The organism is Planococcus sp. TJ-307 (assembly GCF_058268435.1).
The window spans coordinates 642,865-667,363 of the sequence record NZ_JBZDOJ010000002.1; the positions used below are offsets into that span (position 1 = coordinate 642,865).

20 protein-coding genes are annotated in these 24,499 nt (G+C 45.8%); 3 read left to right on the forward strand and 17 right to left on the reverse strand.

Features of this window, described 5'->3' with window-relative positions; translation table 11 throughout:
* The 7 genes from AC4EHK_RS09560 to AC4EHK_RS09590 form a co-directional block, all read right to left on the reverse strand.
* A complete protein-coding gene (locus AC4EHK_RS09560) occupies nt 1-711 on the reverse strand; it encodes a cytochrome c biogenesis CcdA family protein (protein ID WP_490978567.1) in 711 nt (236 codons plus the stop codon).
* A gap of 334 nt (nt 712-1,045) precedes the next feature.
* On the reverse strand, nt 1,046-2,830 hold the full coding sequence (locus AC4EHK_RS09565; protein ID WP_490978568.1) for an ABC transporter ATP-binding protein: 1,785 nt from the start codon (nt 2,828-2,830) through the stop codon (nt 1,046-1,048).
* Nucleotides 2,830-4,584: an ABC transporter ATP-binding protein gene (locus tag AC4EHK_RS09570; RefSeq protein WP_490978569.1), complete on the reverse strand. Its 1,755-nt coding sequence runs from the start codon at nt 4,582-4,584 to the stop codon at nt 2,830-2,832. Before AC4EHK_RS09570 ends, AC4EHK_RS09565 begins: the two co-directional genes overlap by 1 nt.
* Before the next feature lie 380 nt (nt 4,585-4,964).
* Nucleotides 4,965-6,338, reverse strand: coding sequence for an argininosuccinate lyase (argH, locus tag AC4EHK_RS09575; RefSeq protein ID WP_490978570.1), 1,374 nt, complete (start codon nt 6,336-6,338; stop codon nt 4,965-4,967).
* Nucleotides 6,335-7,570: an argininosuccinate synthase gene (locus tag AC4EHK_RS09580; protein ID WP_490978954.1), complete on the reverse strand. Its 1,236-nt coding sequence runs from the start codon at nt 7,568-7,570 to the stop codon at nt 6,335-6,337. The genes argH and AC4EHK_RS09580 overlap by 4 nt, the downstream gene beginning before the upstream one ends.
* Nucleotides 7,571-7,702: 132 nt before the next feature.
* Complete coding sequence (locus AC4EHK_RS09585) at nt 7,703-8,263, reverse strand: DUF3221 domain-containing protein (protein ID WP_490978571.1); 561 nt, start codon at nt 8,261-8,263, stop codon at nt 7,703-7,705.
* Nucleotides 8,264-8,362: 99 nt separating this feature from the next.
* Nucleotides 8,363-9,310: an MBL fold metallo-hydrolase gene (locus tag AC4EHK_RS09590; protein WP_490978572.1), complete on the reverse strand. Its 948-nt coding sequence runs from the start codon at nt 9,308-9,310 to the stop codon at nt 8,363-8,365.
* A gap of 368 nt (nt 9,311-9,678) precedes the next feature.
* Here AC4EHK_RS09590 and proC point away from each other — a divergent pair, with 368 nt between their 5' ends.
* Both proC and namA read left to right on the forward strand, forming a co-directional pair.
* The gene (gene proC / locus AC4EHK_RS09595; RefSeq protein WP_490978573.1) at nt 9,679-10,488 is read left to right on the forward strand and encodes a pyrroline-5-carboxylate reductase; all 810 of its coding nucleotides are present in this window, start codon (nt 9,679-9,681) and stop codon (nt 10,486-10,488) included.
* Between the two features lie 47 nt (nt 10,489-10,535).
* A complete protein-coding gene (namA, locus tag AC4EHK_RS09600) occupies nt 10,536-11,552 on the forward strand; it encodes an NADPH dehydrogenase NamA (protein WP_490978574.1) in 1,017 nt (338 codons plus the stop codon).
* Nucleotides 11,553-11,940: 388 nt separating this feature from the next.
* Here the strand turns inward: namA and rnz are convergent, their stop codons facing one another.
* The 5 genes from rnz to mce form a co-directional block, all read right to left on the reverse strand.
* The gene (rnz, locus tag AC4EHK_RS09605; protein WP_490978575.1) at nt 11,941-12,900 is read right to left on the reverse strand and encodes a ribonuclease Z; all 960 of its coding nucleotides are present in this window, start codon (nt 12,898-12,900) and stop codon (nt 11,941-11,943) included.
* A 7-nt stretch (nt 12,901-12,907) separates the two neighbouring features.
* Nucleotides 12,908-14,149 (reverse strand): DNA polymerase IV, encoded by a 1,242-nt coding sequence (locus AC4EHK_RS09610; protein ID WP_490978576.1) that lies wholly within the window; start codon nt 14,147-14,149, stop codon nt 12,908-12,910.
* An 89-nt stretch (nt 14,150-14,238) separates the two neighbouring features.
* Entirely contained in the window at nt 14,239-15,357 is a 1,119-nt protein-coding gene (locus AC4EHK_RS09615; protein WP_490978577.1) for a M20/M25/M40 family metallo-hydrolase, read from the reverse strand.
* A gap of 20 nt (nt 15,358-15,377) precedes the next feature.
* Entirely contained in the window at nt 15,378-16,919 is a 1,542-nt protein-coding gene (locus AC4EHK_RS09620; RefSeq protein WP_490978578.1) for an acyl-CoA carboxylase subunit beta, read from the reverse strand.
* Between the two features lie 15 nt (nt 16,920-16,934).
* Entirely contained in the window at nt 16,935-17,333 is a 399-nt protein-coding gene (gene mce / locus AC4EHK_RS09625) for a methylmalonyl-CoA epimerase (protein ID WP_490978579.1), read from the reverse strand.
* A 166-nt stretch (nt 17,334-17,499) separates the two neighbouring features.
* Between mce and prli42 the strand changes: the two genes are divergently transcribed.
* Nucleotides 17,500-17,595 (forward strand): stressosome-associated protein Prli42, encoded by a 96-nt coding sequence (gene prli42, locus AC4EHK_RS09630; RefSeq protein WP_490978580.1) that lies wholly within the window; start codon nt 17,500-17,502, stop codon nt 17,593-17,595.
* Between the two features lie 352 nt (nt 17,596-17,947).
* Here the strand turns inward: prli42 and AC4EHK_RS09635 are convergent, their stop codons facing one another.
* The 5 genes from AC4EHK_RS09635 to AC4EHK_RS09655 form a co-directional block, all read right to left on the reverse strand.
* Nucleotides 17,948-18,940: an aromatic acid exporter family protein gene (locus tag AC4EHK_RS09635; protein ID WP_490978581.1), complete on the reverse strand. Its 993-nt coding sequence runs from the start codon at nt 18,938-18,940 to the stop codon at nt 17,948-17,950.
* 54 nt (nt 18,941-18,994) lie between these two features.
* Nucleotides 18,995-19,435 (reverse strand): BrxA/BrxB family bacilliredoxin, encoded by a 441-nt coding sequence (locus AC4EHK_RS09640; RefSeq protein WP_490978582.1) that lies wholly within the window; start codon nt 19,433-19,435, stop codon nt 18,995-18,997.
* A 65-nt stretch (nt 19,436-19,500) separates the two neighbouring features.
* Entirely contained in the window at nt 19,501-20,568 is a 1,068-nt protein-coding gene (meaB, locus tag AC4EHK_RS09645; protein ID WP_490978583.1) for a methylmalonyl Co-A mutase-associated GTPase MeaB, read from the reverse strand.
* The gene (gene scpA, locus AC4EHK_RS09650) at nt 20,568-22,715 is read right to left on the reverse strand and encodes a methylmalonyl-CoA mutase (protein WP_490978584.1); all 2,148 of its coding nucleotides are present in this window, start codon (nt 22,713-22,715) and stop codon (nt 20,568-20,570) included. Before scpA ends, meaB begins: the two co-directional genes overlap by 1 nt.
* Entirely contained in the window at nt 22,716-24,410 is a 1,695-nt protein-coding gene (locus tag AC4EHK_RS09655; RefSeq protein WP_490978585.1) for a methylmalonyl-CoA mutase family protein, read from the reverse strand.
* Nucleotides 24,411-24,499: the final 89 nt, after the last annotated feature.

Sequence of the window (24,499 nt, forward strand, 5' to 3'; positions counted from 1 at the left end):
TTAAAATCCTTGGAAATCACCAAAGAATGGGCTCAGGACACGGATTATATAGGTCATGCCATCAAAAAACAACAGGATGCCGACTCCAATCATAACATAGCCGCCAGCCTTCATAATTTTTTGATTGTGCTTGCGCAGCCAACCCATACGTGCCACGAAAAATGACAGGACAAAAAATGGAATTGCAAAGCCGAGAACGTACGCCAACATATACCAAATGCCCGAACCTGGATTGGCCGCTGCAAGGGCATAAATTGCTGCAGTTATCGGGCCAGTACAAGGTGTCCAGCCAGCTGCGAAAGCCAAACCGATAACAAATGTACCCAAAAAGCCGGACGGACGATTTTTAAACGAAAATTTACGGTCCTGCATGAGGAACTTCGGCGTAAAAACACCAACGATCATCAAACCGAACAAGACAATAAAAATGGCACCTACTTGACGGATCAGTTCATCATAGCGAATAAACCATTCGTAGAAAAAAGATGTACTAAATCCAAGTGCAATAAAAATGGTTGAAAAACCTAATAAGAAAAACAGTGTATGGAACATGCCACGTCGTTGCATAACTTTTTTATCATTTTTAATTTCATCCATGGTCATACCTGTTATATAAGATAAAAATGCGGGATACAAAGGTAGCGTACATGGCGAAATAAAACTCAAAAAACCGGCTCCAAAAGCCAAAAATAGATTTATATCTGATGCCACTGGTTATTCTCCTTCCTGTACTCTCCCCATCTTACCAAATTTTCACATGAAACACCGCCCCTATGTCTGTGAAATCTTTGTGGACAAATACACTGAGGTGAAAGCATCCAGTATTAATTTGTCTCTGCTACTCCTTCAACACTCTCTATTCAAAAAGCGAATTTCGTGTTTCTTATTTGCTATTTATCTTTTTAGATGTATTTCTTCTTGTTTCTGGTTTTGAACTTTTTTAATATATCCTTATGTAGTTTGTTACATTGAAATTTTTTACAACCATTTTATCTATCCGATTCTATTTTCACATAAAAAAGAACAGCCTAAGCTGTTCTTTTCCTTATTGAACGATGCCATTTTGCAGCAAGTACATTTTATGGTACAAACCTTGGTGCTGAAGCAATTGTTGGTGCGAGCCCCGCTCTACAATTTCTCCGTGGTGGAGTACCAAAATCAATTCTGCTTCCTGAATGGTGCTGAGTCTGTGCGCGATGGCAATGGTCGTTCGGCCGAGACGCATGCGCTCAAGGCTCGACTGGATGCCTATTTCCGTTTCCGTATCAATATTGGCCGTCGCTTCATCCAACACCAAAATCTTTGGATCGGTTGCCATGGTTCTGGCAAAAGCCACCAACTGACGCTGGCCGCTTGAAAACGTCGAGCCGCGCTCAGTTACTTTTTGGTTGTACCCTTCCGGCAATGCTTCGATAAAGCGATGAGCTTGCACAAATTCTGCTGCTTCGCGAACCACTTTTTCCGGAATGGTTTGATCAAAAAGACGAATATTACTTTCAATCGTGCCATAAAACAGGAATGGATCTTGCAGTACAAGCCCCATCTTGCTTCGGAGCTCAGCTGCTTCATACTCTTTCACTGACACACCATCGATCAGTATTTCTCCTATGTTGAACTCATAAAAGCGCATCAGCAAATTGATAATGGAACTTTTACCGCTTCCCGTATGCCCCACCAAGGCGATCGTCTGCCCCGGCCAAGCAGTAAATGAAATATTTTTTAGCACGTCCGTTTGGCCATCATATGAAAAACTGACATCACGAAATTCAATTTTTCCTTCTTCTACCTTCGCCAATGAATTGGACTGCTGTGGCGTTTTTTCAGGTTCATCCAATAGTTGAAAAACCCGGGATGCAGCGACAATGGCTTGTTGAAAAATAGACAAACGCTGCATCACTTGATTGATCGGTTCAAAAAATCGATCAATATACGTCACAAATGCATAAATGACGCCAACTTCTACCGTATTCGAAAATGAAGTAATGCCAAAATAACTCAACAGCATAATCAATGCCAAAGCGTAGACAAGATCGATTGCAGGCCGCAGCAGCAAGCCATCGATTTTGATGTTGCGCTTTCCAGCTTGCCAATGCTTGTCATTGATCTTGTTAAATTCATCTTTCAAGCGTGTTTCTTGGCCGAAAGCCTGGATCATGCCCATCCCTTGAACAGATTCGGAAAGCTTAGCATTTAATTGTCCCAGACGCTCCCGCAAATCCTGGTAAAAGACCGAGCTGTATTTACGGTACAAATAAATGATCCAGCCAAGAATCGGCAACAGGATCAACGTAATCAGCGCCAAGCGGAAATTCAAGAAAAACATGGCGATGTAAACTCCAACAACCAGAAATGCACTTTGAATAAAACCAATCAGTACGGTAACAAACATTTCTTTGATGGCTTCTGTGTCATTGGTGACACGTGACACAATGCCGCCTGCTGGTGTTTGATCAAAATAGCGCATGCCGAGCCCTTGAACTTTTGTGAAAACATCAATTCTTAGCTGCTGGATAATCTTTAAAGCAGCTTCTTGAAACTTCAGCAATTGAAAATAACTGATGACAACATTGGAAGTTTGGATAAACAAATAGGCAAATGCTAAACCGACCACCGGACCTGTAGGAAAACTGCTAGGCGTTAAATAGTCATCTATGAATATTTTAATAAGCAACGGGCCAAGCACATCACCCAGCACTGTCAAAATCAACAATGCCATAGCCAACACCAGCATCTTTTTATGCGGCATTAAGTATTTCAATAATCGTTTAAAGACAATCCATTGATCATGCCCAGTCAATTCCTGCTGTTTTTCAGTTTTTTTTGCCAGCATTACACCTCACCTCCCTGTTCGACGAGCGCTTCCAATTGCTGAAGTTCATACATTTCATAATAGCGTCCTTTTTTCTTCATCAATTCTTCGTGTGAACCGATTTCAGCCACCGTGCCATTGTCCATCACCAAAATTTGGTGGGCATGTTGGATAGCGCTCAACCGATGAGAGGTAATGATGGTCGTTTTTCCGGTACGCGTTTTTTTCAAAGCTCCCAGAATCGCTTCTTCTGTTTTAGCATCTACAGCAGACAACGAGTCATCCAAAATCAGCAATTCGGGCTTGGTCATTAATGCCCGGGCAATGGAAATGCGCTGCTTTTGTCCCCCTGACAATGACACGCCGCGTTCGCCGACCATGGTGGCATAGCCATCTGTGAAATTGACAATGTCCTCATGAATATAGGCAAGTGCAGCTGCTTGCTGAACTTCTTCCAAGCCGGCATCTGGACGTGCAAATGCGATATTGCCAGCAATGCTTGTGGAAAACAAGAAATGGTCTTGAGGGACATAGCCAATTGCCTGACGCAACCGCTGCTTTTTAAAGCTGTCTATCGAATAACCACCAAACAGAATCGTTCCCTCATAATTATCAAATTCACGCAGCAGCAAACGGAGAATCGCGGATTTCCCGGAACCTGTCTTGCCCACTATCCCGAGCGTTTCGCCGCGCTTCACCGTAAAGTAAACATCTTTGAGCGCTGCCCGCTGGTCTCCAGTAAATTGAAAGCGTTCCAGCGAAACAATCAAATCACCCGCCGGATCCTCATCGATGGCATCTTTCCGGTCGTCGATGTCAATCGGTTCTGCCAGCAGCAAACGGATACGGTCATAAGACGCGCGTCCACGCTCCACAATATTGAACAGCCAGCCGAATGCCAGCATAGGCCATACCAACAAGCCAAGATAGGCCGTAAAAGCAACCAAATCGCCGATGGTCATATCTCCGTTGACAACAAAATAAGAGCCGAAGCTGATGGTCAGGAAATAGCAAATACCGATAATCGCCGAAATCGTCGGGTCAAATAGGGAATCAACCCGCGCTACCCGAATGTTTTCAGCGACAACCCGTTCCGACATCTTGGTGAAATCTTCAATATCTTGTTGCTCCTGTCCAAAGGTTTTAATGACTTTCATCCCTGAAATGCTTTCCTGTGTCTTGTCGTTCAACCCAGAAAATGCCTGTTGCGCTCCGTGGAAGCGCTTGTGCATTAGTTTGCCATAGTAATTTGTCATATAAGCCATCAACGGCATGGGCAGCAGGACAATCAAGGTCAACTTCCAATCAATCGTGATAGCCATTGCAGCAATGACGAAGCCGCCTGTCGCAATCGAATCGACCAGTGTCAATACCCCGGCACCAGCTGTTTGCTGGACTGCCTGCAAATCATTCGTGGCGTGTGCCATCAAATCGCCTACGCGCCGTTTTTGATAAAAGGCGTGGGACATTTGCGTAAAATGCTGAAACAGCCGCTCACGCAAATTTCGTGCCAGCAAAATAGATGAGCCGAAAATCATCAGCCGCCATGCATACCTCAACACATACATCACAATTGCTGCCGCCGCCAAAATTCCCAGCCACTGAAGCAAGTATTCCGGTGTCAAAGTTCCCTGGCTGATGCGATCGACCACAAATCCAATAATTCGCGGGGGCAAAACACCCAAAAATGCGACAATCAGCAACATGAAAATTCCAAGCAAGTATTGCTTTTTGCGTTCTTTAAAAAACCAACCCAACTCCCAAAATACACGCATATTCTTTGACTCCTTGCCGTTTGATGTTTGTATGCTTTGCTTTTCGTGCAAGGTGAAAAATCGCCATCAATCCAAGCGATTCGCAGCTCCAAGCGCTTGGAGCACCGTTTGCAATCAGAAGACTGGATAGGCACAATCCTTACCGAAGAAAGATTCTCTTTATTTTAGCAAAACTTGTCAACTATTGGAAAGAGAATATTTCGATTTGCAAAATAAATCAGTCTTGCGGACAGACCAGGTGCTTTTCCGAAAAAAATAGCGGTCCTATTCTGGAAAAAGACAAAAAAATAAAAGCCAATTTTCCATAGGGGAAGAGGAAAATTGGCTTTTATCGACCGAACGCGGGTACCAACCGCCTACGGCTTTATCATATGGACTTTTTACCCGATGAGTTGCTTGGCAAGTCCCAATTGATGATGTACTTGTTCAAAACCTGTGCCGCCCAGTGAGTTTCTTCGCTCTACTGCCGTTCTCGGCATTAAGGTAGTGTAAATGTCTTCATCGATCAGTGGACTCGCTTGCTGGAGATCAGTGAGCGGCAAGTCTTTTAAGAAATAGCCGCGCTGAATGCACGTAAACACCAGTTTGCCGGTCACATCATGCGCTTCACGGAACGGCATGCCTTTAGCAGCTAAATAATCAGCCAACTCCGTCGCATTGGAGAAATCGGAATGCACCGCTTTTTCCATGGAATCGGTACGAACCGTCATGGTACGGATCATGCCTTCGAAAATCGGCAATGAGCCCATTAACGTGTGGACAGTGTCAAACATGCCTTCCTTGTCTTCTTGCATGTCTTTGTTGTAAGCAAGCGGCAGGCCTTTTAGCGTCGTCAGCAAACCAAACAAGTTGCCGTATACGCGTCCGGTTTTGCCGCGGATTAATTCCGCCATATCCGGATTTTTCTTTTGTGGCATGATGCTTGATCCTGTCGAGAAGGTATCATCGAGTTCGATAAAACGGAACTCTTCGCTCGACCAAAGGATGATTTCCTCAGCAAAACGCGACAGATGCATCATCAGCATGGAGGAATTGCTGAGAAATTCAAGAATAAAGTCACGATCACTGACAGCATCCAAACTGTTTTGGTAAACGCTTGAAAAGCCTAATAACTCAGCGGACATTTCACGGTCGATTGGGAAAGTTGTTCCTGACATTGCCCCCGCGCCAAGCGGAGAAATATCAATGCGTTTCAGCGATTCTGTCAACCGTTCCTTGTCGCGTTGAAGCATCCAAAAATAAGTCATCAAATGATGCCCGAATGAAATTGGCTGCGCACGCTGAAGATGCGTATAGCCTGGAACAATCGTTTCCACATGGGCTTCTGCTTGAGTCACGATGGCATCCTGGAAAGCCGTAATGGCTTCAATAATTTCTTGGACGCGGTTTTTCAAATACAAATGCATGTCTGTAGCCACTTGGTCATTTCGGCTTCTGGCTGTGTGCAGTTTGCCGCCAACCGGACCAATTTCATCGATTAAATGTTTTTCCAAGTTTAAGTGGATGTCTTCGTTCGATACACTGTATTCCAAATCGCCGTTCTGCGCTTTTTGTTTCAGCGTTTCAAGACCGGACAAGATCAATGCGCCATCTTCTTCAGAAAGAATCTGGCAGGCGGCCAGCATTTTTACATGCGCTGTGCTGCCTTCCAGATCCTCCATTACTAATTTTTGATCGTAGGAAATTGAAGCACCGAACTCATCGACCCACTGCTCGGCCGATTTTTGAAAACGGCCGCCCCACAGTTTGGTCATGATTTCACCTTCTCTTTCAAATCTTCAGGAACTGCCACTTCTTTTTTGTTGACCATGGCATTAACAACTGTCGGAAGGCCCCAAAGTTCGATAAAGCCAACCGCAGATTCGTGATTGAATGTATCGTCTGTAGAATAAGTTGCCAATTGCTCACTGTAAAGTGAGTTTGGTGACTTACGCCCTTCAATAATCGCATGTCCTTTAAACAGTTTGACACGAACTGTTCCGTTGACAAAGGTTTGTGTTTCTTTCAGGAATGCTTCCAATGCGATGCGCAATGGAGAAAACCAAAGACCTTCATAAATTAATTCGGTCATTTTCTTTTCAATAACCGGTTTGAAATGAGCCATTTCTTTTACTAACGTGATGTCTTCCAGCTCTTTGTGCGCTGCAATCAAAGTCATTGCGGCAGGAGCTTCGTAAATTTCACGGGATTTGATGCCGACCAGTCTGTTTTCAATATGGTCAATTCTTCCCACACCATGTTTGCCGGCGATTTCGTTGAGTTCAAGAATAAGTTTAGAGAATGAGTACGATACACCATTTAATTGCGTCGGAACACCGTTGACGAATTCAATTTCAACAATATCCGGTGTGTTCGGTGTGTTTTCCAACGAAGAAGTGATGTCATACGCTTCTTCAGGCGGCGTTGCCCAAGGATCTTCTAATACGCCACACTCGTTGGCACGGCCCCATAAGTTTTGGTCGATGGAGAACGGGCTGTCCAAATTGACGGGAATCGGAATGTTATGCTCTTTGGCATATGCAATTTCTTCGTCACGTGACCAAGCCCAAGCACGCACCGGCGCGACCACTTCAAGATTCGGGTTTAATGATTTAATGGAAACTTCAAAACGGACCTGATCGTTGCCTTTTCCTGTGCAGCCGTGTGCCACAGCAGTAGAACCCGTTGCTTCTGCAATTTCAACCAATTTTTTTGAAATTAATGGACGAGATAAAGCAGATACCAATGGATATTTGCCCTCGTAAAGCGTATGGGCTTGCAATGAAATCAACGCGTATTCTTCTGCAAATTCGTCTCTTGCATCAATCATGTAACTTTCAACCGCTCCAACTTGCAGCGCTTTTTGTTTAATAAAATCTAAATCTTTGCCTTCCCCGATATCCAGGCAAACAGCGACGACGTCGTAGCCTTGTCCTTTCAGCCACGGAATGGCCACCGATGTATCTAATCCACCTGAGTATGCGAGTACAATCTTTTTATTCAATATGAAAACCTCCAATGTATTTTTATGCAATGTTTGAAATGAATATACAAACTATATCATGGATTTTTATCAAGTGCAAGAGATACAATCAGAAATTTTCATGAAAAAAAGCGGCCAGAGCCGCTTTCTCATTTTTTATTCACTTGGTTCTCCACCAATTGTATATTCATGCGTATCCAGATCGATCCGAACTTCAGACACGTCGCCCGTTTCCATGTTGCTGAACAAAAATCCAATTTCATTGTCGCGAACGATAGGCTGCCCCATCATGATCAGTCTTGACAATTGCTCTTGATTGATAAACGCTTCAAGTGCATCCGACTGTTTGACAGATTCTTCATCTGTCAAAATCGTAATGGTTTCTGCTTTTCCTTGCATAGGGAAAGATTCAGCAAGCGGCCCCTGGTAATCCATGCTGACTTTCATCCCTGTTCGGATGTCACGAATTTCTCCATCCGTTGTTTCTGCACCGTCGTTGAACTGAACATTGACATCTTCCGGAATGCTGAAATAAATGCTGTTGACCAAAATATCTTCTCCGCTGACTTGTGTAATAAATCCTTCTTCAGTCATCCCTTGCTGTTCTACTGCCAATTCTGGTTCTTCCGCCTCTTCTGGTTCAGTCGGTTCGGCTTCTTCGTTTGAACATGCGGCAAGCAATACCACGCTGGCTAAAAATAAACTCCATTTTTTCAAAGTTACCCAATCCTTTTCCTGTATATTCGTGGTGTGTTAAAACACTGACGAGATAATTTTACCTGTTGTACAAAGCAGTTGCAATTATCAGCCAAAAGTTTACAGCTTATTATAGTAGAAAATGCCGTCAGTTCCTAAACGCTCTGTAATTAAACCTTCTTCCAGCAAGTAATCAATCTGGCCAATCGTTTCAGACAAAGTCAATCCCAATTCTTTTTCGTAGGCATGGGAAAACAACTCTTTTGTCAGTTCATAAACTGTATACTGCCCCTCACCAATTATTCCATATGCTTTCATTGCACGTTGATGCTGTTTGGCCAAACGGGAAGTAATCAGTTCATGGACATTGCGCACTTCCTCCCCATGTCCGCTGTAAATGACATCAATGGGCATGGTCAGCAGCCGACTGAGAGACGCGTTGTATTGGAGAAGAGACTTTGGACGCCCTTGTGCTGGATCAAGCGGGGGTTCAATCAATGGGTTGGACGATACTTTGGCAATCACATGATCGCCGCCAATCATTTCCCCGGTTTCTTTGTTCCAAAAAGACAGATGGCTCTGCGCATGTCCAAGTGTTTCAAGAACCTGCCATTCCGGATAGCCCGGTAAAGTGTCGCCTTCATTAATGGCCATATCCAACGGACGGCTGCCCATCAAGTTTAAGGGACGTTTCATTTTTTTGACCCAAAATTCCAGATCCCCCGGCACCCCTTCTTCTTTTAGCCTTTCCATATAAAAAGCATCATGATTTTCAAAAAAAGCTTGATCGCGGCGCAGCCATGGATCGTTATATGGATGACCATACAATTTCGCATGTTCAAAACCATCTACCCACCCCGCGTGATCCGGGTGATGATGGGTCAGCACAACTTGCTCAATATCTCCCGGTTCCACGCCAGCATCCTTAAGCCCTGCCTGTATAGCCAACCAAGCTTCCGGAGTTTTAGGCCCAGCATCAATTAACGTCAGCACATCCCCTTTTAATAAATAAGAATTGACGTTTCCAACCGCAAAAGGCGTTGGAATAATAATCTTATGTAAAGTCAAGCTACCATCTCCTCTAACTGAATCACTATTCATCAATCATACAGGTAAAACAGGATGTCGTCACTCCTTAATGGCATTTGACAAGAGATAGAGATATCCTCTATAATTCAATAACATATGTGAGCGAAGATAAAAGGCCAGTACACGGAGTGACGGTGTTTAGAGAGTGTCGCTATTGCTGAAATGCGCACCCCCTCTCCTTTGTGGAACCTTCTTTTTTAGCTGCCGTGAAAACACGGCCGTTTGTCCGCGTTATGGATATCGAGTGGTGTCTTAATGGCAAACTTAGGTGGTACCGCGGAAGCAAAGCGTTTTCGTCCTTGTAAAAACAGGGATGATTGCGCTTTTTAATTTGAAGAAAGAGAGTGATGAACATGAAAATCGTATGTGTAGGTGCGGGATCGATGGCAGAGTCCATGATTCATGGCTGGATCAATAAACGAATTATGAAACCGGAGGAAATATCGGTCATGAACCGGTCTGATCAGGACCGCTTGGAATTTTTAAGCGACGAATATGGTGTTCATATTGTTTGCGCAGAAAAAACAGAGCTGAAAGATGCTCATTTTATCTTGCTGGCAATGAAGCCGAAAGATGTGGAGGCTGCACTAAGCGGTATTAAAGACAAGCTGACTGGCAATACCGTCATCTTATCTGTTGCAGCTGGTGTTTCTATCGAAACAATTCAAAAGCATGTAGGAAACTTCCCAGTAGCGCGGGCCATGCCAAACACATCGGCTAAAATTGGCAAGTCCGCAACAGGCGTGGCTTGGAGCAAGCACGTAACAAAAGAACAGCAGCACGATTTGCGTGATTTGCTGTCTTCAATCGGCAGCGTAACAGTCGTAGAGGAAGAACAATTGCATGCTGTTACGGGCGTTGCCGGCAGCGGTCCGGCATATATTTATTATTTTGCGGAAGCAATGACCGAAGCAGCCGTAGCGAATGGCCTGTCCAATGCAGATGCCAAAAAGCTTGTCCGCCAAACCTTTGCTGGAGCAGCTGAAATGTTGCAGCAGGAAGATTTTGCTGAACTGCGCCAGAAAGTTACGAGCCCGAACGGAACGACTGCAGCAGGCCTGAAATCATTAGCAGACAATCATTTTAAAGAAACGATTGGCGAATGCGTAACACGAGCTTCTGAACGATCAAAAGAGCTTGGAAAAGAATTTAAATAAATTCTTCTGTATACTTTGTAAGTGTATACCTATAAGGAGGATGTTGAATGGCGAAGTTATTTGAACCTTACGAGATCAAACAAACCAGTTTTAAAAACCGCATCGTCATGGCACCGATGTGCATGTATCAAAGTGATCAGGAAGACGGCCAAGTTATGGACTGGCACCGTATCCATTATCCGACTCGAGCGGTTGGAGGCGTCGGCCTAATTATAACTGAAGCAACTGCCGTCCAGCCACAGGGCCGTATTTCAGCCAGAGATCTCGGCATTTGGGAAGACAGCCATATTGATGGCCAGGCAGAGATCGTCCGTTTAATGAAACAAAATGGAGCCAAAACAGGGATTCAATTGGCCCATGCTGGACGAAAGGCAACAATCGATGGCGAGATCTATTCGGCAAGTGCCATTGCCTTTGATGAAAGTTACAAAACACCTAAGGAAATGTCTGCAGCGGACATTGAAGAAACAATCCAAGCTTTTAAACACGGGGCTACCCGTTCAAAGAAAGCCGGTTTTGATGTAATTGAACTACATGCAGCTCACGGCTATTTAATTAATCAGTTTCTCTCTCCGTTAACCAACAAACGCACTGACGAGTACGGCGGCAATGCACAGAACCGCTACCGGCTTTTAGGGCAAGTCATTGATGCCGTCAATGAAGTATGGAATGGCCCGCTGTTTGTCCGAATTTCCGCACACGATTACAGTGAAGGCGGCATGACGCCTGAAGATTACGTAGAAATGTGCCAATGGATGAAGCAGCAAGGCGTCGATTTGATTGATGTCAGTTCTGGTGCGGTTGTACCTGCAAGAATTTCTGTTTATCCTGGCTATCAGGTGCCTTTTGCGGAAACCATCAAAACGCACACTCCCATAGCAACTGGGGCAGTTGGTTTGATCACCAGCGCATTGCAGGCAGAAGAAATTCTTCAAAACAATCGTGCAGATATGGTCTTCCTTGCCCGTGAACTGCTTCGCGATCCTTATTGGGCATACACTGCTGCCAAAGAGCTAAAGGCCGACATTACGGCCCCTGTGCCCTATGAGCGCGGTTGGGTATAAGGCGGTTGCAAAATAATTCAGATTTAGTATACTAAAGATAACGTAAAAAACCGAATGCGTGAGCATTCGGCCAGCTGTATGCCGCCACGAGAGCGGTTGGCTGGAATACAGGCTTAAAAAATAACCGTCATTCCACGCCACATGGGACGGTTATTTTTTTTTGTTTATGACCAAAATCATGGAAACGACGAGTGTCAAAGCGCTGATCGTTAACCCGATGCTCGTAAAAACGAGACCGAAAGATTCTGTGATGGTCATGTTACCACCCCCTTTCCTGGGGAATGGCCAAACCGCCCTCATACAGCTGTAACTTTATTTTATCACAAAAGGAACGTGTGTTCTATTATTTCCATAAATAATTTTTGCATTTACTAAAAAAAGCCATCTTTTAGGGACGGCTTACCTGTTTTTTCCTGATTTTTTTATCGTGCTGTACCCAGTCGAATTCGGCAAAATCGTGTGCAATCCAACCACGTGGATGAATTTCCTTCATTTGCTTCAGCAGCAGCTTGTCATCTTCCGGCAAAAAACGAGCGCTGATGTGGTTCATGATTAACGTATCAGCACCAGCCAAACGAGCTGTTTCGGCGGCATCGTAAACAGTTGAATGGCCGTATTCCCCAGCCATTTTTTTAGAAGTTCCATCAAACGTTGCTTCGTGGACCAAAACATCTGCCCCGCGGCCCAGCTCTACAGCTGCTTCGCAAAAACGGGTGTCCCCTAAAATTGTGACGATAAATCCGGGTTCTTCAGGTTCTGTCACATCCTGGCTTCGAACCCACTGCCCATCAGCGACTTCCACATCTTCTCCGTTTTTCAACTTCGCCAGCAGCGGGCCTTTCGGGACGCCAAGTGCCAGCGCCTTATTGACTAGAAGTTTCGGCGGCAATGGCTTTTGGGTAATGCGATAGCCGTAAGATGGAATGACATGATTCAGCAAACGGGTTTCCACCGTCATCAATTCGTCTTCAAACAGCAGGCCTTCCGAGAGCTCATGAAACACTATCGGATAAGTCAGGTGGGTACGGCTTAAGGACAATGTCATTTCAATGTATTCTTTAATTCCCGCCGGACCATAGATATCCAATGCCTCATCGCCTCCCTGAAAAGAGCGAGAGCCAAGCAACCCAGGCAGGCCAAATATATGATCGCCATGCAGGTGAGTGATAAAAATCTTTTCAATTTTTCGGGGCTTTACAGTCGTGTGAAGAATTTGATGCTGTGTCGCTTCCCCGCAATCGAACAACCAAACGGTTCCCCGTTCTTCAAGCAACTTCAGCACCAGTGCAGAAGTATTGCGTTGTTTTGAAGGCATTCCGGCACCGGTGCCTAAAAATAATAATTGCATGCTTTCCCTACTTTCTTTCGTGATCATGATCATCCAAGAAATCTTTGCTGAAACTTGTTTTTGAATCATAATTTGTTTTTTTGATTTTTGTACCCCTTGTCAAAACGCTTTTGCCAAATCGGCTCTCCAGTTGTGACATCAAATTGAGGATTGGCTCTTCACGAACATGCTCCTGGAAATTAAAGATCGACAATTGTTCTGTCATGTCGCCTTTATCAGCGACATTTGACACGGTGACACCAATCAGCCGGAGAGGCTCTCCGTTCCAATGCTTAGTGAACAACTGCCAGGCGTTCCGGTGAATATCATCTGCTTTCCAGACGGTGTTGTTCAGCGTGATGCTGCGGGTCCTGTTTTTCCAATCCGAGCTGCGCGTCTGGATGCTGACTGTAGGACCGGCTAGTTCTTTTGCTTCCAAACGATTGGCCACTTTTTCACTAAGCTGACGAAACAGAGCCTTGAGCTTTTGTTCATCCGTTTCATCAACTGGCAATGTTGTTGATGTACCAACACTTTTGGTGTCGTAGATTGAATCCGGATCCACTGGCCGATCATCAACACCGTTTGCCCGAGCTTGCAGACGAATACCGTTTTTCCCCATTTTTTCTTTGACCAGTCCTTCATTCGCTGTAGCCAGCTCCCCAATGGTTTCAATCTTTAAGCTTTTCAGCCGGGCTGCCGTACTGTCGCCAATTCCGTGCATTTCGATGACCGGTTTTGGCCACAGCATGGCTTTAATATCACGTTTTCGCAAAACGGTGATGCCGAGCGGCTTTTTCATATCAGAAGCGGTTTTGGCCAAAAACTTATTGGGCGCAATGCCGATCGAACAGGGAAGATCCAATTCAGCAAGCAGGCGCTGCTGAATTTCGTCCGCAATTTCCAATGCATGCCGCTGTTCAGCCAATTCCGTGACATCGACATAGCCTTCATCAATCGATACCGGTTCGACCATTTCCGTGTAGGAACGCAAAATATCAAACATTGCTTTTGAGGCTGCCCGGTAGCGTTCAAAGTTTGGCGGCAGGAGCAGAAGATCTGGGTATTTCCGCTTGGCTTCATGCACTTGCATGGTGGTGTAAATGCCATGTGCACGGGCTTCATAAGAGCAAGTGACAATAATGCCCCTACGCTCTTTGGGATTTCCCGCGATGGCGATGGCTTTGCCTTTGAGCTCTGGATTATGCGATTGCTCGACAGATGCATAAAAACTGTTCATATCAATATGGAAGATGATTCGGCTGGCCATGAAAATCGCTCTTCTTTCCGTTTTCTTTCAGTGTATCAAAAAAAGAGGGAACATACATCCTGTTCCCTCTCTCCCGCAACGTTCATTATTTAATTTTGTGTGGATTCTTTGACGATTTCAACCAGCAATTCAGTCAGCTTTTCGAGTTCTTCAATCGGCATGCGTTCGTTTTTCGTATGAATTTCTTCATACCCGACACAGAGGTTGACAGTTGGAATGCCAAAGCCGTTGAAAATATTGGCATCGCTGCCGCCCCCGCTTGTCAAAATGGGTGACGGCCGACCAATTTTAGCCGCTGCTTTTTGTGCAATTTCCACCACTGGATCCATATCATCAAAATGGAATCCCGGGTACATCAGCTTAACTTCCGTCTCGGCACGGCCACCCATTTTTTCTGCCATCTGTTCAAACACTGACTCCATATGCGTGGTTTGATCTGCCAGTTTATCTTCACTGATTGAACGCGCTTCTGACAAAATATTGACTTCATCACAGACAATATTCGTCGCTCGACCGCCTTCAAAACGGCCGATATTGGCCGTTGTTTCTTCGTCAATGCGTCCAAGCGTCATTTTTGCGATGGCTTTCGCCGCTATGGTAATGGCGGAAACGCCTTTTTCCGGCGCTACACCTGCATGAGCCGTTTTTCCATGAATGGTCGTCCACAATTTCGCCTGATTCGGGGCTGCTGTGACAATGCCGCCGACTTTGCCGTCGCTGTCGACCGCATAGCCGTATTTGGCAATCAATAGAGACGAGTCCAGCTCCTTCGCGCCAACCAAACCACTTTCTTCTCCGGCTGTAATGACCAATTGAATATCACCGTGTTCCACTTGCTGCTCCTGAAGCACACGAATCATTTCAAACAATGCCGCAATTCCCGCTTTGTCATCTGCTCCCAAAATCGTCGTGCCATCCGAGTAGACATAGCCGTCGCGAATTTCAGGCTTGACGCCGACGCCTGGCGTAACTGTATCCATGTGGACCGTAAAATAAATAGCCGGAACTTCGCTCAGCGTGCCGCGAAGCGTAGCGATAATATTGCCTGCACCGTGGCCGGTAACTGCCGCGGATTCATCGATTGCGACATGAAAGCCCATTGCCTCCAGTTTAGTTTGGAGAATTGCGGCGATTTCGCCTTCGTGTTTAGTTTCAGAATCAATTTGAAGCAATTCCAAAAATTCGTTTATCAGTCTTTCATTATTCATTCAAAGCACCTCTTCTGTTCTTACAGCGGCATATTGCCGTGTTTTTTGGCTGGCCGTGTATCTTTTTTATTGCGCATCATGTCCAATGCCTGAATCAGTTTAATGCGCGTTTCGCGCGGATCGATAACGTCATCGACCATGCCCTGTGCAGCTGCAACATAAGGATTGGCGAATTTCACGCGGTATTCTTCAATTTTCGCTGCACGGGTTTCTTCTGGATTATCGCTTGCTGCGATTTCACGGGCAAAAATAATATTGGCAGCGCCATTAGGCCCCATTACCGCAATTTCTGCATTTGGCCACGAATACACCAAGTCGGCACCGATTGATTTGGAATTAAGCGCCACGTAGGCTCCTCCGTATGCTTTTCTGAGGATAACCGTCATTTTTGGAACAGTCGCTTCCGAATAGGCATACAATATTTTCGCACCGTGGCGAATGATGCCGCCGTGTTCCTGCTTGATCCCAGGGAAAAAGCCGGTAACGTCTTCAAACGTGATCAATGGAATATTGAACGAATCGCAGAACCGGATAAAACGCGCTGCTTTATCGGAAGAATCAATATCAAGGCCGCCTGCCATAACTTTTGGCTGGTTGCAGACAAGACCCACTGTTTCGCCTTTAATGCGGGCAAGTCCAATCACAATATTGCGGGCAAACTCCGGCTGCACTTCCATAAAGCTGGCCCTGTCGACCACTTGCTCGACCACTTTTCGCACGTCATATGGACGGATTGCTTCATAAGGCACAACGTCAGCCAAATCCGGACGGTAATCGTCTTCTTCGCCGCTTTCAAGACGCGGCGGCATTTCGGTATTGTTTTGAGGCAAATAGCTAATTAATTGACGGACCATTTCCAGTACTTTTTGCTCTGACTCGCCGCGGAAATGGGCATTGCCGCTAATGGCTGTATGTACTCTCGATCCTCCAAGATCCTCAGAGGAAATTTTTTCACCTGTAACAGTTTCGATCACTTTCGGTCCGGTAATAAACATTTGGCTAGTCTTGTCGACCATAAAGACAAAGTCTGTTATAGCCGGCGAATAAACTGCTCCGCCTGCAGAAGGCCCCATAATGACTGAAATTTGTGGAATGACGCCTGAATAAATGGAATTGCGGTAGAAAATTTGGCCATAGCCATCGAGTGACAGAACGCCTTCTTGGATGCGGGCGCCGCCCGAATCATTCAGACCGATGAACGGTGCACCGTTTCGCGCCGCCAAGTCCATAACGTTGGCAATTTTTTTAGCATGCATTTCACCGAGAGCTCCGCCAAAAACGGTAAAATCCTGCGAAAACAAGTAAATGGGTCTGCCGTTTACTTTGCCATATCCGGTTACGACTCCTTCCCCAGGACCTTTTGCCATGCCAAAATCTGTCGTGCGATGTTCGACGAAAGGGCTTAACTCAACAAAAGAGCCTTCATCGAGCAATAAATCAATGCGTTCACGTGCTGTCAGTTTGCCTTTGTCGTGCTGCTTAGCAATGCGTTCTTCGCCGCCGCCCAGTTCAATCTCACGCTTCCGGTCATACAGCTCATTGATTCTTTCGTAAATATCCATTTTCCCACTCCCTAATCATTCTTTTTCACAAATTTCGTATAATACCCCGTTTGAAGATTTTGGATGCAAAAATGCCACCATTGCTCCGCCGGCACCCGGTTTCGGCTTGTCGCTCAACAAACGCACTCCATTTTTACGCAGCTCTTCCATTCGCTGTTCGATGTTTTCCACCCCAAACGCAATGTGATGAATGCCTTCGCCTTTTTTTTCCAGAAACTTAAAGATGGCGCTTTCATCATCCATCGGTTCCAGCAATTCCAGCTTGACGTTGCCAGCATCAATAAATGCGACGCGTACTTTCTGCGACGCCACTTCTTCGATTTTCATCAGCGGGAGCCCGAGTGTATCCGTATAATAAGGAAGGACCTCCTCCAAATCCCGTACAGCGATTCCGATATGGTCTACTTTCTTCATCCCTTTTCACTTCCTTTTTTGACTTCCCTCTTATTGTACAGATTCACTGTCGAAAACTCTAGCTGTTAGCGAATATTTGGAAAACAGACAACGTGTCTCTTCAACTCCACCTTGAAATATGATATGCTTTGAACAAAGATCTGATTGACAAAGGAGTTTACCACTAATGAGAAATGCGGCTTTCCGCAAGTTTATCGTATACGCGATGATCGTCATCATGCTTCTATCAAGTTTAATGATGGGCTTGAGCTTTGTAATTTAATGAATTTAAAAACAGCAAGAGCTTAGAGCTCTTGCTGTTTTTTGTTTCAGGATATTTTTAGTCTAACCAGTGTATTGCTGGTCTGTCTTATGCCCAACAGAGCTACACGGCCGCTTCCGCTTTTCTTTATTGTCCAGCTCCAACGCCCAGATTCTAGGGTCATAAGTCACTCTGGCTGTGCGGCTGAAAAAATGCCGCTTCGCCAGAGCATCTTATGCCCGTCGAATCTACACGGGCGTTTCCGCTTTTCTTTATTGTCCAGACTCCAACGCCCAGCTCTTTGGGTCATAAGCCATCCCAGCTTTGTGGCAAAGATACGCCACATCGCGGGTCTGTCTTATGCCCGGCAGAGCTACACGGGCGCTTCCGCTTTTCTTGTGCTAAAGCCTTTGTACGATTGCTTGATCTCCAAATAGGATTCCATTTCGTGAATGACTTGGTAGAGTTCGGCCATGGCTAGGAACTTTTCGTGGTGATCGGGCAGCGGCAAGGCGGCAAAGTTTTCTTTGACTTTGTCCAGTTTTGATATATAGCGGTACGCGGTATTGCCGGAATGGACGTGCTCTGACAAATCTTCGAGGAAATCAGCCACCAGTTCTGTCTGGTCTACAATTACAGGCAGCGCAGTGATTTTTGGCAAAATCCGCTCGATAATCTCGAGTTGCTGCTCACGCATTTCAAAATAATGATAGTACTTGTTTTCGTGACGTGTAATGTGATTTTCAACGTCCTGGTACGCCAATGCTTTGGCACTCTCCAGCAGTTTTCGGGCTTCCATCAGTTCTTTGCCGGTCCAGGCAGATTCGCCTTCACGCAAATAGACAACGATTTCGCGAAATATGGATGCATATAAATTTTCAATTTCATAGCGATAGTTTGCCAGTTTTTTTTCAATGCTTGGCATGTACATATTGACTGCCAGCGCGGTACCAAATCCGATCAGCATTAACGCCAATTCATTAACCAACAAATCAAAATTCAAGTTTTTGGCATCGTAAAGGTGCATCAAGATTACGGAACTTGAGACAAATCCATCTTGGAACCGCAGCGTCACCAATAATGGAATAAAGAGGACAATGAGGACGCCGATGATAATCGGGTGATAAGCGATTCCTTCAAAAAAGATCAATGCATATAAGATGGCAATCAAACTGGCGATAAACCGGGAAAAAGCAGCCCGAATCGATTTTTTCTTAGTTGGTTGTATACAAAGGATCGTCAAAATACCAGCAGATACATAATAGTCGAGCTGCAGCAATTGCGCGAGATAAATTGCAATCGATACCCCCAACGCGGTTTTCATTGTTCGATACCCAATTGAAAAAGGCTTTAAATTCAGCTTCATTGTCCCCTCCATATTTTGGCATGAAAAAAATGCCCCCAAAAGAGGCATTCAATCTTATACTTCGTCGCAATGCTGTTCAAAGATTGCTTGAATATGTGTAATTACAGACATTGGGTCGTGGCCTTCAATTTCATGGCGGCCGATTTCATCAACCATTTTTCCGTCTTTTAAAAAGACGAACGATGGAGAAGATGGCAAGTGGTCGTCACCGAAAATTGCGCGTGCTTGGGCAGTTGCTTCTTTGTCCTGTCCTGCAAAAACCGTAAACAAGTTATCCGGGCGTTTGTCGTAATGGATCGAATGCAAAGCTGCTGGGCGTGCAATGCCGCCTGCACATCCACATACCGAGTTGACCATAACAAGGCTTGTGCCTTTTTGTGAAAATGCTTCATTTACTGCATCAGCTGTTTCAAGCTGTGTATATCCACCATCAATCAATTCCTGGCGGGCTTGTGTGGCAATATCATTCATTAGGAAATTAAAATCCATGCTCATCAACTATCACTCCTTATCATTGCTCATCTAATCATAGCAGGTGTTCAACCGACTTGCAAAAAAGCTTACTCAAAAAGGCGTGTGATTGCCTGTGCGACAGTTAATCGATCTTCCAACACTTGCTTTTCGAGCTCTTTGACCAATTGGCGGCGCTCCGCATCATCAAAAAAGCGGCTATGCAGCTCATCTGTGATCATCGAACGAAACCAGTCTTGTGTTTGTTTCTGCCGCCTTTTTTTCCAATAGCCATTGCTTTTTGCCTCAGCTTCAAATTCCTCGACGACTTCCCAAACAGCTGGAATGGCAGTATTTTCAAGCGAGGAAACCGCAAGCGGCCGGGTTGTCCAGCCTTCTGTTGCCGGCTGCAGAAAATGCAGCATTTGCTTGTATTCGGCAACCGTCTTTTTCGCCAGCCGTGCATTGTCTCCATCCGCCTTGTGGACCAGAATAGCATCTGCCAGCTCCAATATCCCTTTTTTCATGCCTTGCAGCTCGTCCCCTGCACCTGTTAGGACCAACAACAAGAACATGTCCACCATGCCCCGCACCAGTGTTTCACTTTGGCCGACGCCAACGGTTTCCACTAAGACTACATCGTATCCTGCCGCTTCACACAGCAGCATTGTTTCGCGCGTCTTTTTGTGGACACCGCCGAGCGTTCCAGCAGTGGGCGATGGACGGATAAAGGCTTTTGGATTGCGGGCGAGCTCTTCCATCCGGGTTTTGTCCCCGAGAATGCTGCCGCCGGTGAGTGACGAACTCGGATCAATTGCCAGAACGGCAACCCGGTGTCCTAGTCCAGTCAGCATCTCCCCGAAGGTTTCAATAAAGGTGCTTTTGCCTGCTCCGGGAACACCAGTAATGCCGATGCGGACGCTGTTTCCAGTAAAGGGAAGCAAATGGTTCAGCAATTCTTGGCCGCTTTGTTTATGTTCCGGATTGGAACTTTCAAGCAAGGTGATTGCTTTTCCAAGGTACAGGCGCGATCCGCTCCGGACTCCGTCTGCGAGGGCTTGAATATCCAAGGTTTCGGCTAGCGGTTTTTTAAATCGTTTCCGTGGCAAAGCTTTCATGCCATCATGGGTTTCAAGAACCCCTTCCATGACGCGCCGTGAATTTTTTTCGCGGCTCATCAGTCTGCCACTTCCTCGTACCCGAGGCGCACATAGATTTCTTCGATCACTTTTTGTGCAGCCACCGGAATGACGGTTCCTGGTCCAAAGATTGCACTGGCTCCATTGTTGCGGAGGAATTCGTAATCTTGAGCCGGAATAACACCGCCGACTACGATCAAAATATCTTCGCGGCCAATTTTTACAAGTTCCGCCTTAAGGTCTGGGACTAAGGTCATATGCCCTGCTGCTAGAGAACTAACCCCAATGACATGGACGTCATTTTCAGCAGCCTGCTGAGCCGTTTCTGCCGGTGTTTGGAACAATGGCCCGATATCAACGTCAAAGCCCAAATCGGCAAACGCTGTAGCAATCACTTTGGCTCCGCGGTCATGTCCATCCTGCCCCATTTTGGCGATTAGGATACGCGGACGGCGTCCTTCATTTTCAATAAAGTCTTCCGTCATCTCTTTAACAATTTCCATTTCCTGCTGGTTGGAGAAGTTTGAACTGTAAACTCCGCTCACGGAACGAATCACTGCCTTATGTCTTCCGGATGCTTGCTCAATTGCGTCAGAAATTTCACCAAGTGATGCTCGGTGCCGCGCCGCTTCGATTGCACAAGCCAATATATTGTCCTCGCCAGTTTTCGCGGCTGCTGCCAAAGCTTCCAGGGCTGCTGCCACTTTTTCGCTATCGCGATCGGCTTTCATGCGCTCCAATCGTTCGATTTGCGTTTTGCGAACCATTGTATTGTCGATATTCAGGATGTCGATTGGATCTTCCTGCTCAAGCCGGTAGCGGTTGACCCCAATGATCACTTCTTCGTTGGAATCGATTTGTGCCTGCTTTTTCGCAGCTGCTTCTTCGATGCGCATTTTCGGCAAGCCCGTTTCGATGGCTTTAGCCATGCCCCCCAATTCTTCCACTTCCTCAATCAAATCCCATGCTTTTTCCATCAATTCCTTGGTTAGCGATTCCACATAATACGAACCACCCCACGGATCGATCACATTGGTCATCATGGTTTCCTCTTGAAGGAACAACTGGGTATTGCGCGCAATCCGTGCAGAAAAATCGGTTGGCAAGGCAATCGCTTCATCCAGCGCATTGGTATGGAGCGATTGGGTATGGCCCATGGCTGCTGCATTTGCTTCGATCAAAGTCCGGGTCACATTGTTAAACGGATCCTGTTCGGTTAAACTCCAGCCCGACGTTTGGGAATGTGTACGAAGTGCCAGAGCTTTATCATTTTGGGGATCGAAACTTTTCATCATTTTCGCCCAAATTTCACGCCCAGCTCGCATTTTTGCCACTTCCATAAAATAGTTCATGCCAATGCCCCAGAAAAAGGACAAACGAGGCGCAAAATGGTCGATATCGATGCCTGCGGCGAGTCCTGTGCGAACATACTCCAGTCCATCAGCAAGCGTATACGCCAATTCAAGATCCGCGGTCGCTCCCGCTTCCTGAATGTGATAGCCAGAAATGGAAATGGAATTGAATTTTGGCATATGATCCGATGTGTATTTGAAAATATCGGCAATTATTTGCATGGACATAGCCGGTGGATAGATGTACGTATTGCGGACCATGTATTCTTTTAAAATGTCATTTTGGATCGTTCCCGACAATTGTTCGGGAGAAACGCCTTGTTCTTCGGCCGCTACAATAAAGAACGCCATGATTGGCACGACAGCACCGTTCATTGTCATCGACACGGACATTTGGTCCAGGGGAATCCCATCGAACAGGATTTTCATGTCCTCTACGCTATCAATAGCTACCCCTGCTTTACCTACATCCCCGACTACACGTTCATGGTCGGAGTCATAGCCGCGGTGCGTCGCCAGGTCAAAGGCAACGGATAAGCCTTTTTGGCCCATTGCTAAATTGCGGCGGTAAAAAGCATTGCTTTCTTCGGCTGTCGAGAATCCGGCATATTGGCGAACAGTCCAAGGACGCGAAACATACATGGTTGGATATGGCCCGCGGACATTTGGTGCAAATCCGGGCATACTTTCTTCCAGAAATTCAATGTCCTGCTGTGTGTAGACGGGTTTGATATCAATGCCTTCATTCGTGGTAAAGGGGCTTTGCTGCTGAACCTCCTGGGAAGCAACAGATAATTGATCGAGCTTTACTTTGGAAAAATCAGGTTTGGCCATTTAAAGTGCCGCCTTTCCGAGTTCAAGAATTTTCTTCAATTTTATAGTAAGATGCTTTCCGGAATACAGCGTGTCGTTTATGCCGTAACTTGCCCAATCAGCCAGCTGTTCTTTTGAATACCTGCCTGCCAGGTCGATGCTTGCACGTGTATCCAAACCTTGAACCACAGCAGCAATCGCTTCTTTTGAGCCACAAAGAACCGCATAATCAATACTTTCACTAGCTAAAAATTGGTTAATTTCGCTTGCAGTGGCTACATATGGACTAATTAACGGTTCAATTCCGCCTACGGCCAAAAATCCAGAAACAAAATCGACTTGCCCTTTGCAGTTTTTCAAAGGTTCTGCCAAAATGATGGCGGTTTTCAACTCGGTCACTCTGCTTTGCGCCCGAATTTTTTCAAAAGGGGTCGCAAGGCGCTTAGCTGTCATATATTCTAAATGGCCGTCATCGATTTTCGCATCTTTGACCGCTTCTTGAGGGTTAGCATAGATATTGGTGCCAATCAGTGATTGTTTGCGTGTTGCAACATTTTTTTCTCTGTCAATCCATTTTGCTTGAATATCGTCTGTCAGCCATCCTGATTTGATTACTTCAGAATAACCTCCTGCCTCTTCGATTTCCAAGAAATAACTCCATGCAGCGTCCACATATTCTTTTGTTAAGGTTTCAATAAAATAGGAGCCTGCCGACGGATCTACTACATGCGATACGTGTGCCTCTTCTTTAATAACCAGCTGAACGTTGCGGGCGATGCGCCGGCTCGACAGGTCAGGTTCTGTCAAAAAGTCGTGTGGGTGCACAGTGTGTGCATCGGTGCCACCAAGGACAGCCGCAAATGTGGAATTCCCTGCACGCAACAGGTTCACGTAAGGATCCAGTTTAGAATAGGAGCGGACGGATGTCTCTGTAAAAAGCGGGATCGTCGGCGCTTTTTCTCCATAGGCTGAACTAAAAGCTTGCCATAACACACGGAATGCACGCAGCTTCGCGATTTCCTGAAAAAACTGAGTATCTACCGCAAATCGGATCCATGTGTCAGCAGCGGTTTCCAGAAAATCTTCTTCCCCCATGCGCTCTGAGAGGATGCTGAGAGCAACCCCCAGTTCATGTACCGCTGTTCCGCCCGCATGGTGAATCGGAATCGTATCAACTAGTTGGGTACGAACCCGTTTCGGCGCAATGACTGTTTCTTCTGAAAAAATAACGCCTTGCACTTGGTCCAGCTGCTCTGGAGCCACAAATTCGAATACCCGTAGAATGTCCTGGTCTTCACCAACCAATTTAAAATAAAGCGGGTATTGGACAATCAGTTCCGCCAGTTCTTTCAATTGCGCATCTGTCCACTCGAATTTTCGAAAACCTGTATAAACAACGGTTTCATTTCCTCGGAGAAGGTCGTCCTGCATCAATGCCAAGTATTCTTCGGCAGAATTGGCCATTACTTCTTGAGAAACAAGCCAGCTTGGCTGATGCTTGCCGTGTTGGATTGCGGCTATTTGCGCCGGTACGTAGTTGCCCAATTGATCGAGCATGCTTTTAATATATAAAGGTTCAAGTTTCACATCTTCTATTGTAGGCGTTTTCAAAGTTTCGTCGAAGGGTTTGCCTTTAATTGCTTTTTCAGCTGCTTGCTGCCACTCACTGTATGTACGCGTTGGAAATTTTGTTTTTTTCATCGAATCGATTGTCAAACTATTCCCTCCTCAAAGGCTATCTGTCTTCATTTTACCCGACTGGACGCTGACATTAAAGAAAAAAAAGCTTGGAGTCCAGAGACTCC

Bases quoted from the DNA above. Each gene is read 5' to 3' on its own strand.
- prli42 (WP_490978580.1), top strand. From the start codon at position 17,500: ATGAGAAATGCGGCTTTCCGCAAGTTTATCGTATACGCGATGATCGTC.
- namA (WP_490978574.1), top strand. From the start codon at position 10,536: ATGGCGAAGTTATTTGAACCTTACGAGATCAAACAAACCAGTTTTAAA.
- proC (WP_490978573.1), top strand. From the start codon at position 9,679: ATGAACATGAAAATCGTATGTGTAGGTGCGGGATCGATGGCAGAGTCC.
- AC4EHK_RS09620 (WP_490978578.1), bottom strand. From the start codon at position 16,919: ATGGATATTTACGAAAGAATCAATGAGCTGTATGACCGGAAGCGTGAG.
- AC4EHK_RS09615 (WP_490978577.1), bottom strand. From the start codon at position 15,357: ATGAATAATGAAAGACTGATAAACGAATTTTTGGAATTGCTTCAAATT.
- scpA (WP_490978584.1), bottom strand. From the start codon at position 22,715: ATGGCCAAACCTGATTTTTCCAAAGTAAAGCTCGATCAATTATCTGTT.
- AC4EHK_RS09640 (WP_490978582.1), bottom strand. From the start codon at position 19,435: ATGAGCATGGATTTTAATTTCCTAATGAATGATATTGCCACACAAGCC.
- argH (WP_490978570.1), bottom strand. From the start codon at position 6,338: ATGACCAAACTGTGGGGCGGCCGTTTTCAAAAATCGGCCGAGCAGTGG.
- rnz (WP_490978575.1), bottom strand. From the start codon at position 12,900: ATGCAATTATTATTTTTAGGCACCGGTGCCGGAATGCCTTCAAAACAA.
- AC4EHK_RS09565 (WP_490978568.1), bottom strand. From the start codon at position 2,830: ATGCTGGCAAAAAAAACTGAAAAACAGCAGGAATTGACTGGGCATGAT.
- mce (WP_490978579.1), bottom strand. From the start codon at position 17,333: ATGAAGAAAGTAGACCATATCGGAATCGCTGTACGGGATTTGGAGGAG.
- AC4EHK_RS09610 (WP_490978576.1), bottom strand. From the start codon at position 14,149: ATGGCCAGCCGAATCATCTTCCATATTGATATGAACAGTTTTTATGCA.
- AC4EHK_RS09570 (WP_490978569.1), bottom strand. From the start codon at position 4,584: ATGCGTGTATTTTGGGAGTTGGGTTGGTTTTTTAAAGAACGCAAAAAG.
- meaB (WP_490978583.1), bottom strand. From the start codon at position 20,568: ATGAGCCGCGAAAAAAATTCACGGCGCGTCATGGAAGGGGTTCTTGAA.
- AC4EHK_RS09635 (WP_490978581.1), bottom strand. From the start codon at position 18,940: ATGAAGCTGAATTTAAAGCCTTTTTCAATTGGGTATCGAACAATGAAA.